17 protein-coding genes are annotated in these 12,871 nt (G+C 54.8%); 5 read left to right on the forward strand and 12 right to left on the reverse strand.

The window, feature by feature from the left end; genetic code table 11:
• Nucleotides 1–259: 259 nt before the first annotated feature.
• The gene (gene rssB / locus QIW53_RS13230) at nt 260–1,441 is read left to right on the forward strand and encodes a two-component system response regulator RssB (RefSeq protein WP_371050046.1); all 1,182 of its coding nucleotides are present in this window, start codon (nt 260–262) and stop codon (nt 1,439–1,441) included.
• Nucleotides 1,441–1,923: an anti-sigma factor antagonist RssC gene (gene rssC, locus QIW53_RS13235; protein WP_192301801.1), complete on the forward strand. Its 483-nt coding sequence runs from the start codon at nt 1,441–1,443 to the stop codon at nt 1,921–1,923. The genes rssB and rssC overlap by 1 nt, the downstream gene beginning before the upstream one ends.
• 140 nt (nt 1,924–2,063) lie before the next feature.
• On the opposite strand, the gene tal is transcribed toward rssC, so the two are convergent.
• Nucleotides 2,064–2,990 carry a transaldolase gene (gene tal, locus QIW53_RS13240; RefSeq protein WP_371050047.1) on the reverse strand — a complete coding sequence of 309 codons (927 nt, stop codon included), beginning with the start codon at nt 2,988–2,990 and terminating at the stop codon, nt 2,064–2,066.
• Nucleotides 2,991–3,193: 203 nt separating this feature from the next.
• A complete protein-coding gene (gene dusA / locus QIW53_RS13245; RefSeq protein ID WP_371050048.1) occupies nt 3,194–4,213 on the reverse strand; it encodes a tRNA dihydrouridine(20/20a) synthase DusA in 1,020 nt (339 codons plus the stop codon).
• A gap of 102 nt (nt 4,214–4,315) precedes the next feature.
• On the opposite strand from dusA, the gene QIW53_RS13250 reads away from it, so the two are divergent.
• The 3 genes from QIW53_RS13250 to QIW53_RS13260 all read left to right on the forward strand — a co-directional run bounded on the left by QIW53_RS13250 (nt 4,316) and on the right by QIW53_RS13260 (nt 8,221).
• Nucleotides 4,316–5,410 carry a site-specific integrase gene (locus tag QIW53_RS13250; protein WP_371050049.1) on the forward strand — a complete coding sequence of 365 codons (1,095 nt, stop codon included), beginning with the start codon at nt 4,316–4,318 and terminating at the stop codon, nt 5,408–5,410.
• An 88-nt stretch (nt 5,411–5,498) separates the two neighbouring features.
• On the forward strand, nt 5,499–6,224 hold the full coding sequence (locus QIW53_RS13255; protein ID WP_371050050.1) for an ImmA/IrrE family metallo-endopeptidase: 726 nt from the start codon (nt 5,499–5,501) through the stop codon (nt 6,222–6,224).
• 65 nt (nt 6,225–6,289) lie between these two features.
• Nucleotides 6,290–8,221 carry a hypothetical protein gene (locus QIW53_RS13260; RefSeq protein WP_371050051.1) on the forward strand — a complete coding sequence of 644 codons (1,932 nt, stop codon included), beginning with the start codon at nt 6,290–6,292 and terminating at the stop codon, nt 8,219–8,221.
• Nucleotides 8,222–8,293: 72 nt separating this feature from the next.
• Here QIW53_RS13260 and QIW53_RS13265 read toward each other — a convergent pair whose 3' ends face one another.
• From QIW53_RS13265 to QIW53_RS13310, 10 genes are all read right to left on the reverse strand, one after another.
• Nucleotides 8,294–8,563, reverse strand: a complete 270-nt coding sequence (locus QIW53_RS13265) for a pyocin activator PrtN family protein (RefSeq protein ID WP_371050052.1) — start codon at nt 8,561–8,563, stop codon at nt 8,294–8,296.
• Nucleotides 8,560–8,865, reverse strand: coding sequence for a hypothetical protein (locus QIW53_RS13270; RefSeq protein ID WP_371050053.1), 306 nt, complete (start codon nt 8,863–8,865; stop codon nt 8,560–8,562). Before QIW53_RS13270 ends, QIW53_RS13265 begins: the two co-directional genes overlap by 4 nt.
• Complete coding sequence (locus QIW53_RS13275) at nt 8,862–9,404, reverse strand: phosphohydrolase (protein WP_371050054.1); 543 nt, start codon at nt 9,402–9,404, stop codon at nt 8,862–8,864. Before QIW53_RS13275 ends, QIW53_RS13270 begins: the two co-directional genes overlap by 4 nt.
• Nucleotides 9,401–9,622, reverse strand: coding sequence for a hypothetical protein (locus tag QIW53_RS13280; RefSeq protein WP_106271161.1), 222 nt, complete (start codon nt 9,620–9,622; stop codon nt 9,401–9,403). Before QIW53_RS13280 ends, QIW53_RS13275 begins: the two co-directional genes overlap by 4 nt.
• On the reverse strand, nt 9,619–10,035 hold the full coding sequence (locus QIW53_RS13285) for a hypothetical protein (protein WP_371050055.1): 417 nt from the start codon (nt 10,033–10,035) through the stop codon (nt 9,619–9,621). Before QIW53_RS13285 ends, QIW53_RS13280 begins: the two co-directional genes overlap by 4 nt.
• A gap of 43 nt (nt 10,036–10,078) precedes the next feature.
• Nucleotides 10,079–10,411, reverse strand: coding sequence for a pyocin activator PrtN family protein (locus QIW53_RS13290; protein WP_371050056.1), 333 nt, complete (start codon nt 10,409–10,411; stop codon nt 10,079–10,081).
• Complete coding sequence (locus tag QIW53_RS13295; RefSeq protein WP_371050057.1) at nt 10,408–10,812, reverse strand: hypothetical protein; 405 nt, start codon at nt 10,810–10,812, stop codon at nt 10,408–10,410. The genes QIW53_RS13290 and QIW53_RS13295 overlap by 4 nt, the downstream gene beginning before the upstream one ends.
• Before the next feature lie 140 nt (nt 10,813–10,952).
• A complete protein-coding gene (locus QIW53_RS13300; RefSeq protein WP_371050058.1) occupies nt 10,953–11,237 on the reverse strand; it encodes a phage antirepressor KilAC domain-containing protein in 285 nt (94 codons plus the stop codon).
• A gap of 10 nt (nt 11,238–11,247) precedes the next feature.
• Nucleotides 11,248–11,832 (reverse strand): hypothetical protein, encoded by a 585-nt coding sequence (locus QIW53_RS13305; protein WP_371050059.1) that lies wholly within the window; start codon nt 11,830–11,832, stop codon nt 11,248–11,250.
• Between the two features lie 249 nt (nt 11,833–12,081).
• Complete coding sequence (locus QIW53_RS13310; protein ID WP_371050060.1) at nt 12,082–12,792, reverse strand: XRE family transcriptional regulator; 711 nt, start codon at nt 12,790–12,792, stop codon at nt 12,082–12,084.
• Nucleotides 12,793–12,871: the final 79 nt, after the last annotated feature.

Consider the following 12,871-nt stretch of genomic DNA (forward strand, 5'->3'; position numbering starts at 1 on the left):
ATTGGGTTACGGTTTTGTCTGTTCTTATAACTCCCGGTGATTTGACAAGTAAAGACGTCAAGCGACCATCGGCGTGAGCTTGAAACGCTCTGCGGATGGGAGTACCGTCTGCGCCTTAGAAGGGCACCTCTGGTGTGCCGGCGAGTAGGGTCAATGCCCGAAAGCAGTGCGCCAGAGAGGCTAGAAAGCGAATCCAGTAGTGTGAGCCGGGACAACCCCAGCCTGCTACGCCAACCTAATTCTGGCGCCGTTTGCCCACATGCCAAAAACCAGTGCCACGCTGCTGATAATCGATGATGACGAGGTAGTGCGCGCGAGCCTCGCCGCCTATTTGGAAGACAGTGGTTTCAGCGTCCTGCAGGCCAGCAATGGCCAGCTAGGTCTTCAGGTATTCGAGCAAGACAAGCCCGACTTGGTCATTTGCGATCTGCGCATGCCACAGATGGGCGGACTCGAACTCATTCGCCAGGTCACCGAGCGGTCGCCGCAGACTCCGGTCATCGTGGTGTCCGGTGCCGGCGTGATGAATGACGCGGTCGAGGCATTGCGCCTGGGCGCAGCGGATTACCTGATCAAGCCTCTCGAAGATCTGGCCGTGCTCGAGCATTCCGTGCGCCGGGCCCTGGATCGTGCGCGCCTGCTGGTGGAAAACCAGCGCTACCGCGAGAAGCTGGAAAAGGCCAACCGCGAACTCGAAGCGAGCCTGAACCTGCTCCAGGAGGACCAGAACGCCGGTCGCCAGGTGCAGATGAACATGTTGCCGGTCAGCCCCTGGACCACTGACGAGTTCAAGTTTGCGCACCAGATCATCCCGTCGCTCTACCTGTCGGGTGATTTCGTCGATTATTTTCGGGTCGACGAGCGTCGGGTCGCGTTCTACCTGGCGGACGTTTCCGGGCATGGCGCGTCTTCGGCATTCGTCACCGTGCTGCTGAAGTTCATGACCACGCGCTTGCTGTTCGAATCCAAGCGCAACGGTACATTGCCGGAATTCAAGCCTTCCGAGGTCCTTGGTCATATCAACCGAGGCCTGATCAGTTGTAAGCTGGGTAAGCACGTCACGATGGTCGGTGGAGTCATCGACGAGGAGACAGGTTTGTTGACCTATAGCATCGGTGGTCATTTGCCGTTGCCTGTGTTGTACACGCCAGACAGTGTCCGTTATCTGGAAGGACGTGGCCTGCCGGTGGGGCTCTTCAATGAGGCCACCTATCAAGACCACGTGCTGGAGTTACCATCGACGTTCAGCCTGACGCTGATGTCTGATGGCATTCTGGACCTTTTGCCGGAACCGACACTCAAAGAGAAAGAAGCGGCCTTGCCCCAGCGGGTCAAGGCAGCGGGCGGCACCCTGGATGGGCTGCGGCAGGTTTTTGGATTGGCCACGCTGGGGGAGATGCCGGATGATATCGCCCTGTTGGTGTTGAGCAGGAATCTTTGATGAGTACCGGTAGAATCCAGTTCGCCGAGCAGGACGGCACGTTCGTCCTGAAGTTCGTCGGTGAAGTTCGCCTGACCCTGTGTTCGGCGTTGGATGCGACTATTGAGCGGATCTTCACCGCGTTGAACTTCAACGCGATCGTGATCGACCTGACCGAAACCCGCAGCATCGACAGCACGACCCTTGGCCTGCTGGCCAAGCTGTCGATTCTGTCGCGGCAAAAGGTCGGCCTGCTGCCGACCGTGGTCACCACCCACGAAGACATCACCCGTCTGTTGCAGTCCATGGGCTTCGAGCAGGTGTTCAACATCGTCGACAAGCCTGTGCCGTGCCCGGAATGCCTGGATGACCTGCCCGATCAGGATCAATCCGAAGAAGTGGTGCGGATCAAGGTGCTCGAAGCGCACAAGATCCTCATGGGGCTGAACGACTCCAACCGCGAAGCGTTCCATGACCTGGTGAATGCGCTGGAGCGGCACTGATTCCCTGAGGCGCATTGATCAACTGTGGGTGCGACGATTCGACCTGCTCGCGATGGCCCCGACAAGACCGCCCTAATCTCGACCCACAAAAAAGGGCGAACCCATCGAGGTTCGCCCTTTTTGCATTTCAGCGACTCAGATCACAGCTTGGCCTGCAGCAATGCCTCGAGTTTTTCCTGGTCTCGGGCAAACTGACGAATGCCTTCGGCCAGTTTTTCGGTGGCCATGGCATCCTCGTTGGACAACCAGCGGAACTGCGCTTCATTCAGGCTCAGGCGCGCTTCACCGGCATTGCCCGGTGCCAGCTTGCGTTCCAGCTTGCCAGTGTCGGCCGCCAGTTTGTCGATCAGGTCCGGGCTGATGGTCAGGCGGTCGCAACCGGCCAGGTGTTCGATCTGGCTCAGGTTACGGAAGCTGGCACCCATGACCACGGTCTTGTAGTCATTGGCCTTGTAGTAATTGTAAATGCGCGTTACCGACTGCACGCCCGGATCGTCCGCGCCGGTGTAGTCGTTGCCGTTGGCCTTCTTGTACCAGTCGTAGATCCGGCCCACGAACGGCGAAATCAGGAACACACCTGCATCGGCACACGCCGCCGCCTGGGCAAACGAGAACAGCAGGGTCAGGTTGGTCTGGATGCCTTCCTTTTCCAGGATCTCGGCAGCCCGAATACCTTCCCAGGTGGATGCAATCTTGATCAGCACGCGGTCGCGGCCAATGCCGGCTTTTTCGTACAGCTCGATCAGACGGTGCGCACGTTTCAACATGGCATCGGTGTCGAACGACAAGCGTGCATCCACCTCGGTGGAAATGCGTCCAGGGATCACTTTGAGGATTTCCTGGCCCACGGCGACGCCAAAGCGGTCGCTGGCCAGGCCCACATCGCCCTTGCAGTCGCCGACGCTGGCATTCAGCAATTCGGCGTAGGCAGGAATGGCGGCGGCCTTGAGCAGCAGGGAAGGGTTGGTGGTGGCGTCCACCGGTTTAACGCGAGCGATTGCTTCGAAGTCGCCGGTGTCGGCAACCACGGTGGTGAATTGTTTGAGTTGTTCCAGCTTGGAAGTCATGGGCGTGCTCTGTCCTGTGGGTCTGATGACATTACCCGAGCGCTGACAGCCACTCAAGGGCGCATGTGTGTATCGAAGGCCCCGGTGGCAACAACCTGAGAACGGCTGTTTGATTGGCGGGGCGCGGTATCGATAGATACGATGACAAATCAGGACACAGGTTCAACGCGAGCGACGGTTAGCCGCGACCGGGGAGGGTGTCGTTACCGCCCTTCCAGCAATTGCGCCGCCTGATCCAGCAAGGCCAGAGGCTCTTGGGTCTTGTGAATGTCCACCGAGAGCAACTGGCGAAACTTGCGAGCCCCCGGAAAACCGCTGCCCAGCCCCAGTACGTGCCGGGTGATGTGGTGCATCGAACCGCCGGCGTCAATATGCGCCGCAATATAGGGCCGCAACTGCGCCAGCGCTTCGGCGCGGCTGATCATCGGTGCCGTGCTGCCGAACAATTGCTGGTCCACTTCGGCCATCAGGTAAGGATTGTGATACGCCTCGCGGCCGAGCATCACGCCATCGAATGTCTGCAAGTGCTCCCGGCAATCTTCAAAGGTCTTGATTCCGCCGTTGAGAATGATCTCCAGTTCCGGAAAGTCCGCCTTCAGCCGCGCCACCACGTCATAACGCAGGGGGGGAATGTCCCGGTTCTCCTTCGGCGACAAACCTTCCAGAATCGCAATCCGCGCATGCACGGTAAAACTCGTGCACCCGGCATCGCGAACCGTCCCGACAAAATCACACAACTGCTCGTAACTGTCGCGCCCGTTGATACCGATCCGATGCTTCACCGTCACCGGGATCGACACCGCATCGCGCATCGCCTTCACGCAATCGGCGACCAATTGCGGATGCCCCATCAACACCGCGCCAATCATATTGTTCTGCACCCGGTCGCTCGGGCAGCCGACATTCAGGTTCACCTCATCGTAACCCTGCGCCTGGGCCATGCGCGCGCAGGCAGCCAGGTCCAGCGGCACACTGCCGCCGAGTTGCAGGGCCAGCGGGTGCTCGGCTTCATCGTGACGCAGGAATCGCTCGTGATCACCGTTGAGCAGCGCCCCGGTGGTGACCATCTCGGTGTAGAGCAGGGCGTGTCTGGAGAGCAGGCGCAGGAAATAGCGGCAGTGGCGGTCGGTCCAATCCATCATCGGCGCCACGCTGAAGCGACGGGACGGCTCTGAGCGGTATGAGCCAATGTTTACGGGGTCTTCAAGTTTTTCTAATTTCATTGGTACTGATCTTTTATACAGCAGTTTTTACCCATTTTTCCTTGTTTTTGGACACCGGTTGCTACATTGTAGCAACCGGTATCAGCAATGTAGCAACTGGATATGGGCACGATCACATCACGCAAGCGCAAGGACAATTCGACGGCCTACACGGCGCAGATACGGATTAATCGGGACGGGAAGACAGTTTATCAGGAAAGCCAAACCTTCGACCGGAAGCAGGTGGCTCAGGCATGGATCAAACGACGTGAGACGGAGCTGGCCGCGCCAGGTGCTATCGAACGTGCGAACCGGAAGGGTGTGACGATCAAAAAGATGATCGATCAGTACCTGGACGAGTACGAGAAGATCCGACCGTTGGGGAAGACTAAGCGGGCAACCCTGACGGCGATCAAGGAGACGTGGCTGGGCGAGGTCGATGATAATGCACTTAACAGTCAGAAGCTGGTGGAGTTTGCTCAGTGGCGGATGAGTAAGGAGGGGGGAGGCGTCCAGGCGCAGACAGTCGGGAATGATCTATCGCACTTAGGCGCTGTCCTTTCAGTTGCTAGGCCGGCCTGGGGGTATGAGATAGATCCGCTTGCCATGACTGACGCTCGGAAGGTGTTGCGTAAGCTTGGAATGGTCACCAAGAGCAAAGAGCGCAATCGCCGGCCTACCCTTGATGAGTTGGACAAGTTGATGAAGCACTTCTTCGACATGCAGACTCGGGGTAATAACTCGATTCCTATGCCGAAAATAATCGCTTTCGCACTCTTTTCGACACGCCGGCAGGAGGAAATTACGCGGATACGCTGGGAGGATCTCGACGAATCCAGGCAGGCGGTGCTGGTTCGAGACATGAAGAATCCTGGTCAGAAGCTAGGTAACGACGTCTGGTGCCACTTGCCCGATGAGGCATGGGCGATCCTGTATTCAATGCCCAAACTGGAGCGAGAGATTTTCCCCTTTAACGGTAAATCGGTGTCGGCTTCCTTTACCCGTGCTTGCCCGATGTTGGGTATCGAGGATCTCCATTTTCATGACCTGCGGCATGAGGGGGTAAGCCGGTTGTTTGAGATGGACTGGGACATTCCAAGGGTGTCGAGTGTTTCGGGGCACCGTGATTGGAACTCGTTGCGTCGGTATACGCATTTGCGGGGACGAGGTGATCCCTATTCTGGATGGAAATGGCTGGCCAGGATCAAAGAAAAATGATGTTTAGCTACGAAGACAAAGCGGCTCCTGTTTTTGCTTAATATGGGTCGCTGAGAGCAGTTAATCGAGGCAAGGACAAGGGGGCGTCATGAAGAAGCTTGGGTCTAAAGAGAAACAACGTAAGAAAAAGAAAAAAGCCGTAAGCATTCCTGTTCCCTTTCTTGAGCCAGATTTTATTGAGAATACGTCATATCGTTGCGTCCGATTTCGTGAGGATCGAGTTAGTCTAGAAGATGTTTGTTCGATGCTAGAGGTTGAGTCGGGCCTGCGAGTCATTTTTTCCAGCGACGTTTCGACAGCGTTAGGAAGTATCGATTTCTCTGCCGCTGTCGTGACTATATACGCGGCAGGCAGAAGTTTAGATGTGCAGCGTTTGGCATTAGCCCATTGTATCGGCCATGCCGTTCTGGACCACGGCAGATACATGGAGTCAGGGGTTGTTTATGATTCGCATGAGGATATTCGGCTCAAGCCAAGCACATCTGTTAATGGACCCAGCAGCTTGGAGTGGCAGGCGAGATTCTTTGCTTCGAGTTTACTGATGCCTCGACAAATTTTTTTAAGTTATTTTTCACATCTTCAGGAAAAACTAGGTTTCAGGAATCGCGGGTATGGCCCAATCTATTTAGATGATCAGCATTGTAACCGAATGTTGTACGCAGAAATTGTAACTGAGATGCGAGTTTTTTTCGAAGCACCCAAAGCGCTGGTGGCGTTCCGTATTAATGCCCTAAAACTGCTGACTGATGCCCGTAGGCCACTAAGAGTTACTGAGGAAGTGGCCTCGGGTACGCTACATACATTTTTCAAGTAGGTTCGGGTTTTTTTTGTGCGCTGTGGCTTGTTGGTTGCTTCTATTGATTTCTAGTGGGAAGGGTTATGCGTAAATTTTCAACTAGTGCTGAAGATAAGTTATATGTCCCGCTAAGCGAGATAAAAGCAAGTGTTTTAGTCGCGTCCAATAATGCGTTAGATATTTTGAAAGATTTGACTGATGCTGAAATTGCTTCTGTCCTGATGATTCAACATGTTTCGAGTTTTGATCAAGGGAGGAGCATCGTTTTTCCAGCTGAACGGCTCTTGGCTAATCTGGTGGCTTGGGGGGTTAGGCAAAAGCAGGGCGGCGGAAGCTTGGTGCAGGAAGTGGAGCGTTTATTCGATGTGGATAAATTTAGTTCCGGTCTGAATGTGTTGCGCGATACGGGATTGGAATTGTTGTCCCAAGACGAAGTGGATGCAAATGAATATCTGTTGGGTGATGGTAGTTGGGACTTTGAGTATCGAATTCGTCATTATAAAAAAGTAGCTGCATTTAAAGCGGAAGTCGAGACGCCTAAAGGCAAACTATTGGTATTGAGTGCCCCGCAGGATCTTATTGTTCGATCCTTTTTGGCGGAGAAGGATGAGTCGTTTCATATTCAGGGTTACGCCGGTACTGGAAAAACGCATCTCATTTCTTCGTTGGCAAAGTTTATGGATCCATGCACAACGCTGGTACTTGCACAAACTCAGGCTCAGTTGTACCAATTAACCTATCGTCTGCAACAGGGGCAGATTGTTGCAAGGACGTTCATGATGTTGGCAATGGAACTATTGGTGTCCAAACGTCCACATCTTGTAGAGGCGGCGGATGACTATCTCAATCTGAGCGACTCTGAAGTATCACGGGTCTTGAATATAGGGTCTGTCGGGATAATAACTTCCGCTAGGGTTACGGCAATCTGCCGGCTAGCTGTTAAGAAGTACTGCCAAAGCGGGGATAAATATATATCCAGGTGGCACCTTCCCTACATTAAGGAGGATGTAACGCCCGCTGATGTGGCAGTTCTTGTTCAATATGCCGAAAGAATTTGGGAGGCGACAATGTCGCCCCCCGTTTACGAAGTGAGATTTCCAGTTCGAGGCTTTCACTTAATTAAGTATTTGTCGTTAACTGAGGAAGTTGTACCCGAAAATTTCACTCACGTTATTGTTGACGAAAGTCATGATCTATCTCGTCCAATACTTAAAATCCTAGATCGGAGTCCTCAGGCTGTCATAACCTTGGGTGATGAGTATCAGTGTATCAACGGTCCTGTGTTTAAGCGGTCCAAAAATATCCGTCAGCGGGACATTACGCTGTCCGTGAGAGCAGGGAAAAAAATGGAGGATATCTTGAATCCTCTGATTGAAGCTCATCCAACGAAAATAAAGCTGCCTTTTGAAGGTGGCAGCAATGACGGAACTAAAGTGGTTTATTATAATGTTGGCAAGGTGCCTGACAGGCCGTCGACAATACTAGTTGATTCCGAGTGGGGGATGTTTGAATGGTTTCAACGTCTGTCTCACGCTGGTCTGCGTTTCGCTTTGTTGCACGGATCGAAGCAACAGTTTGTCAGTTTTATGACGGATTGCATAAATTTGTTCCATCGCGATACGCCTCCCAAGCATAGGATTTTGTTTTTTCACCGATCATGGGAGTCATTAGCGCAAGCCCAAACCAATAATAAAGCGTTTGAGAAAATCGAGGCAATGTTGCTCAGAGGGTACAATATCGATCAGCTTAAGGTTTCGTTATTGTCGCTTGATGATGCTTCACCTGACGGTTACCAACTAGGGATGGTAGGGGATGTAAAAAACGCGGAATTTGATTCGGTCATGCTTGCTCCAGACTTGTTAAGCGAAATTAAGCCTGGAGATGTGTTAGGCTACGACAGGAAGATCTGTGCTCTGTACACCGGAGGATCCCGAGCTAAATACGAACTGCTAGTTCCCGGGGGGATTGGAGAGTGGATTGGAAGCCAGAAATACAACTCGACCAAAAATAAATGATTTTGGTATGGGGTGATTTCTGTCTGTTACATACTTAAGTGAACGGGGCCAATATGGCCCCGTTCACTTAGCTCAAGCAGCACGCCCCATTAGTTTTTTTTGCTCGATAGCAGCTTTCTCGCGCTGTCTGTCTATGTAGTCTGCTAAGTCTTTTAAGTGGATGCCAAGAGCCGCTTTTTGGCTGTTGGCTCCTAGTCGCACAATAGGTATATCTATCTCACCCGATAAACATTTGAGTTTGAATTTTTCAACAGTCAGAAACATGTAATCGGCGCACACACGGTTCAGTGGGATCACTGCTTGGCCGTCGTATTGGGCCATGAGTAAAAACAGTGTGTTCATTCTTCCTCCTCAATCTGAGCTGCTATGGCGGCTGTCTGCTTCGAAGCGTCTCGATCACGCAGAAGGGGCTTATACCCCTCAACAGGCTGCGCGGGCGGGCGAGTCTGAGCGATTAGCGTTGCATCAGGTGTGGCTGCCTCGCGCAGCTTTTCGTGGGGTATAAGCACATCGGCGATGGCGGTGACAGGAGCAGTAATGCCTGCTGCTGCGCAGCAGAGACTGTTTTTTACAGGCGCGTCGACCCTATTAGCGTTGCGGAGCAAAGCGGCCTGGAATTGGGTGTTGTTTCGTACACGCTTCATGCCGCTTTCCTCCGATGTTCGATAGCGAGTTGGTCCATCAGGCGCTGGTGGTAGTAGATCCGGGCTTCGGTGGGGGACCACGGCCGGATGCGTTCGGGCGCGGGTTCGATGCCGAGAAGGCAATCCCAGGTGGCCGGGTCGGGTGGCATCAGGTCGCGGCGTTCGGTGGCAAGGGCGATCAGGTCGGCTTGGGTTACGGATGCCGGCAGGTCCTGATCGAGGCGGAAACGGGTGCAAATGCGGTCCCAGATCCAGGCCTCAACGTCCCGGTAGGCGCACATCCATTGCTTGAGCGGCCGCACCATGTCGCCGATGTAGGCTTCGGTAGCGTCGTGGAGGAGGGCGGCGAGCTTGTGTTCGGCTGGCACCAGATCCGCAACCAAGCAACTATGCTGGGCCACGCTGTAGAACTCGCGGGTGTGGCCGTTGAAGCGGCACAGGTGAGCCAGCGAGTGAGCAATGTCCCGTGGGTCGATCATGTCGGCGTCGGGCTCGAACAGGTCAAAGCGTTTGCCGGTTTGGGTGAGGATCCAGTTCATGCTGCCTCCTTGACCAGGTCGGCGAGCAGCAGGGCGTTCTGGGTGTCCTTGTGCAACTTGCGCAGGGCGTCGTAGCCGATCAGCAGTGACAGCTGCCGGTCAAACTCTTTGCGGAATCGAGTCACTTCGCGCAGTTCGGCGGTGGCTTTGGCGTGTTGCTGGTACAGCACGCCGGCGTCTTGAGGCGAGAGGCGTAGCATCGGGCTATGACGGCTCATGCTGCGTCCTCCACTTTGACCTGATCCAGCAGAGCGGCCATGCCCAGTGCTTTCTCGCGCAGGTCGAGCGCCTGCTGTGCCTGTGCCTTCGAACTCATGGCGCGGAAGGTGTCAGAGGCCAGCCTCAGTTTTTCGGCGATCTGCATAAGCGTTTGGCGCTCTTGAGGGCCGAATGCTTGGCTTTCTCTCAGCCGCTTCGCATGCGCTGCGAGGTGCTGGTGATCGGCGCGGATGAATTGGAGGGATGCCTCCAGCTCACGAATGGTTTTCGCGTTGGCGGCGCGTTCGTCGTTCGTGCCCTCTTCGATGCCTTCGACGCGGCCGTCAATGAGCCCTCCTCGGTAGCCCGTCCAGTAGATGAGGGCCGCTCCGACTATCAGGCCGATCAATGCGCAGATTTGAATTGCAGTCATGTGGTGTGCTCCTGGTGGTGTGGGTGGCTGGTGGTGGCAGCCGTTACGGTTGGGCTTCTTCGGTTGCGTCGGCCTGGGCCTTCGCGTGGACTTCGTCGGCCTTGTAGGCCTGGATGTCGATCAGTGCCGCGACGTGGCGGATGTGCGCGTACTTCGGTGCCTTGCGGCTGCTGTCCAGTGTGGTCACGGGCAGTTGAATGCGGCCGCTGGTGATTTCGGCTGCAAACGACTGCTCGTTGAGGTTGCGGAAGTACTGCACACGCAGCTTTTCGAGGGGGATAAGCACGTCGCCGAAGGTGCGATACAGCAGCTCGACGGTGGCCGGGTCTGGTGCTGACACCAGCCGCAGCGGTTGCTGGTCGGTGTGTGGGCTCATTTGGCCCCCGTCCTGCAGTGGTCATTGATGTCGTTTTTAAGGGAGCGCAGTGCTTCCTCCGCGGAACTGCCATAACCTGCAAGGCAGGTGATACCGCTACCGAATCCTTGATGGTTATGGATGGACACTGAAACATGTACCGGTATTCTGTTCGACAGGCGGATCGATGTGGAGACTGAGCTGGTAGGGCTTAGGGATTCAGCGTCAAGCTGGGTTGCGATAAGCGATACAGCGGCATGCAGCTCCGGCAGGCTTGCCAAAGATGGTGTCGGCGAGTCAACGGTTATTCCTGCAGCACTACACACCAGTTGAGCGAAGCCTTGGATATGTTCAACAGTCCGGTTGGTCGCCTTGATCGAGAGAAGCTCATTAAGCGCTTGATCAATCAGTTTGTGGTCCATGGTTTTTCTTCCTTTGGGGATGATTCCAGGCATTGAGGCAATGGCGTTTGGTCAGCTCGCGCAGATGCTCCGGCACCTCAAGGAGCGCGGCGTTGCGCTCCTCTCGGGTGCGTAGGGCGATGATCTGGCGGGCGTATTCCCTAGGCCACGTCACGGTTGTCTGCCGGGATGGCAGGAAGGTCGAGGCCCAGTTGCTCCGCTAGCCATGGGATGCCGGCCTGCCGAACGCGTGTCGATTGGCTGTACTGCATGCCCATTGTGTCGTGGTACCAGTTGCTGTCCTTCACCCGCAGGTACTCACGGTCACGAACGGGGAACGCCGGTAGGTTGCGGTCGGTGAGCAGGCCCTTTTCACGCATGAGCTTGATCAGGGCGGGGCGGGTCAGGCCGAAGTGTTTGGCGGTCTTTTCGAGATTGCGCTCCATGTCAGCCCTCCTATGCAGCGTGCGCGGCGGGTGTTGCCAGCGCAGCCAGGTGGTTGATGGATTCGCAAACTTGCTCGTACATCTCGTCGTCGGTGCCGCACACGGTGAAGCACTTGGTTCGCGGGCTTTTGACGCCGATGCTCATGACTACGGTTATGCCCGAGCGTGTACGAGTCCGGTGCACAGCGAGCCGGATCGGCAGTTCAAAGCCCAGGTCCAGGTCGATAAAACCACCTGTGGAAACCAGTCGGTAAACCTGTTCCCGCTGCTGGCTACTGAAAACGCCGTACTCGCGTTCAGCATGTGGTTTCGGCTGGGGTTCGCCTGTCAGGTCAGAAGGGCCGTTGACGACCTCCTCAATGAAGTCAGCGAGCTTCAGGTGAGTTTTTTTTGTGTTGGGCACGGTCAGCGTGTGGCGCTCTGAGCCCAGCTCAACGGTGAAGGTGCTGTCGGTCTTGCTGCGTTCAACTTTCAGCCGGAACGCCATCACATCGCGTCGATACAGGCGTCGAAGGGTGTGATTGAAAGTCCCACTCAGGTTCACCTGGGCGCTGAGCAATGTCAGTGTGCGGTTGTCGATCAGGAATTTGCTCATGCTGCCCGGCCTCCGTCGTTTGGATCGAAGGAAGTCGGTGCGGTACGGGCATGTTGTTTGGGCTTAGAAGGAATGAAGGTGCAGCCGTAGATGCGGGCCAGGCGCCTTACTTCGAAGATACGGGATAGGTCGGCAACGGCCGGATGGACGTGCAGGGATGCTGTGGTGTGCATGGTTTTGCCTCGCTCTGTGGTGGAAGAGTGAGGCAAATATCACGTCTTGTGTTTCTCAAGTCAACACGTTATGTGATTATTTTTGAGTTTCGTGAGTGAACCGTGATGATTTGAGTATGCCGCCGACGAGGTGCACCTTCATCACTTCATGCTGGTCTAGGTGCAAGGGGCTGTGGTCTTGGTTAACACTGTCAAATCTATACACCCCGTCGCGAAGATAGATGTACTCCTTGATCATTGAGCGACCATCATAAGTCTGCACCATGACTTCATCGCCAGTCACAAAGGCCTTATTCGGCTCTATGAGCACGTACTCACCGCTTTTGATTCTCGGGTGCATGCTGTCGCCGATGACCCTCAAACCATAAGCATTTGGGTCATCACTGAAAATGTGCAGATATCCATCGCCATGACCCACCGGGAAATCCAAGGCTTCAAAATAACCATCCATTCCTAGCTTCGCTGTGCCTACCACGGGCACCACTCCTGCCTTGGCTGGGCCTATCAGCCTCGCCACCCCACCTGAAGAGTCCGACGCAGCAGTCGACGTATCTTCAGGTTCTGCAGAAACCTGCTGGGTTGAGTTCGTGCCGCTTATGAGTTCTGCAACCGTCACCCCTAACGCAGGGGCCAAGAGAGCGAGATCCATCAGATTCGGCTCCCTGAGATCGCTCTCATAGTTGCCTATTCGAGATTGAGACGACCAGCCGCAAACCTCCGCTAAAGCCTTTTGGCTGATGCGTTTCTGTTTTCTGAGTCGCTTGATGCGTGAACCTAAAGTATCCATGGGGATTTTTTATCACGTAATGAAATGTTTTTTTCTCACTTATCGTGTTGAACAAATCACGTAATGTGTTTATTCTCTG

The organism is Pseudomonas fluorescens (assembly GCF_041354075.1).
GTDB lineage: Bacteria > Pseudomonadota > Gammaproteobacteria > Pseudomonadales > Pseudomonadaceae > Aquipseudomonas > Aquipseudomonas fluorescens_CE.

Excerpts from the sequence above, each read along its gene's own strand:
- tal (WP_371050047.1), bottom strand. The coding sequence starts at position 2,990 with ATGACTTCCAAGCTGGAACAACTCAAACAATTCACCACCGTGGTTGCC.
- QIW53_RS13295 (WP_371050057.1), bottom strand. The coding sequence starts at position 10,812 with ATGGACCACAAACTGATTGATCAAGCGCTTAATGAGCTTCTCTCGATC.
- QIW53_RS13290 (WP_371050056.1), bottom strand. The coding sequence starts at position 10,411 with ATGAGCCCACACACCGACCAGCAACCGCTGCGGCTGGTGTCAGCACCA.
- QIW53_RS13300 (WP_371050058.1), bottom strand. The coding sequence starts at position 11,237 with ATGGAGCGCAATCTCGAAAAGACCGCCAAACACTTCGGCCTGACCCGC.
- QIW53_RS13310 (WP_371050060.1), bottom strand. The coding sequence starts at position 12,792 with ATGGATACTTTAGGTTCACGCATCAAGCGACTCAGAAAACAGAAACGC.
- QIW53_RS13305 (WP_371050059.1), bottom strand. The coding sequence starts at position 11,832 with ATGAGCAAATTCCTGATCGACAACCGCACACTGACATTGCTCAGCGCC.
- QIW53_RS13255 (WP_371050050.1), top strand. The coding sequence starts at position 5,499 with ATGAAGAAGCTTGGGTCTAAAGAGAAACAACGTAAGAAAAAGAAAAAA.
- QIW53_RS13285 (WP_371050055.1), bottom strand. The coding sequence starts at position 10,035 with ATGACTGCAATTCAAATCTGCGCATTGATCGGCCTGATAGTCGGAGCG.
- QIW53_RS13275 (WP_371050054.1), bottom strand. The coding sequence starts at position 9,404 with ATGAACTGGATCCTCACCCAAACCGGCAAACGCTTTGACCTGTTCGAG.
- QIW53_RS13265 (WP_371050052.1), bottom strand. The coding sequence starts at position 8,563 with ATGAACACACTGTTTTTACTCATGGCCCAATACGACGGCCAAGCAGTG.
- rssB (WP_371050046.1), top strand. The coding sequence starts at position 260 with ATGCCAAAAACCAGTGCCACGCTGCTGATAATCGATGATGACGAGGTA.
- QIW53_RS13280 (WP_106271161.1), bottom strand. The coding sequence starts at position 9,622 with ATGAGCCGTCATAGCCCGATGCTACGCCTCTCGCCTCAAGACGCCGGC.
- QIW53_RS13250 (WP_371050049.1), top strand. The coding sequence starts at position 4,316 with ATGGGCACGATCACATCACGCAAGCGCAAGGACAATTCGACGGCCTAC.
- QIW53_RS13260 (WP_371050051.1), top strand. The coding sequence starts at position 6,290 with ATGCGTAAATTTTCAACTAGTGCTGAAGATAAGTTATATGTCCCGCTA.
- QIW53_RS13270 (WP_371050053.1), bottom strand. The coding sequence starts at position 8,865 with ATGAAGCGTGTACGAAACAACACCCAATTCCAGGCCGCTTTGCTCCGC.
- rssC (WP_192301801.1), top strand. The coding sequence starts at position 1,441 with ATGAGTACCGGTAGAATCCAGTTCGCCGAGCAGGACGGCACGTTCGTC.
- dusA (WP_371050048.1), bottom strand. The coding sequence starts at position 4,213 with ATGAAATTAGAAAAACTTGAAGACCCCGTAAACATTGGCTCATACCGC.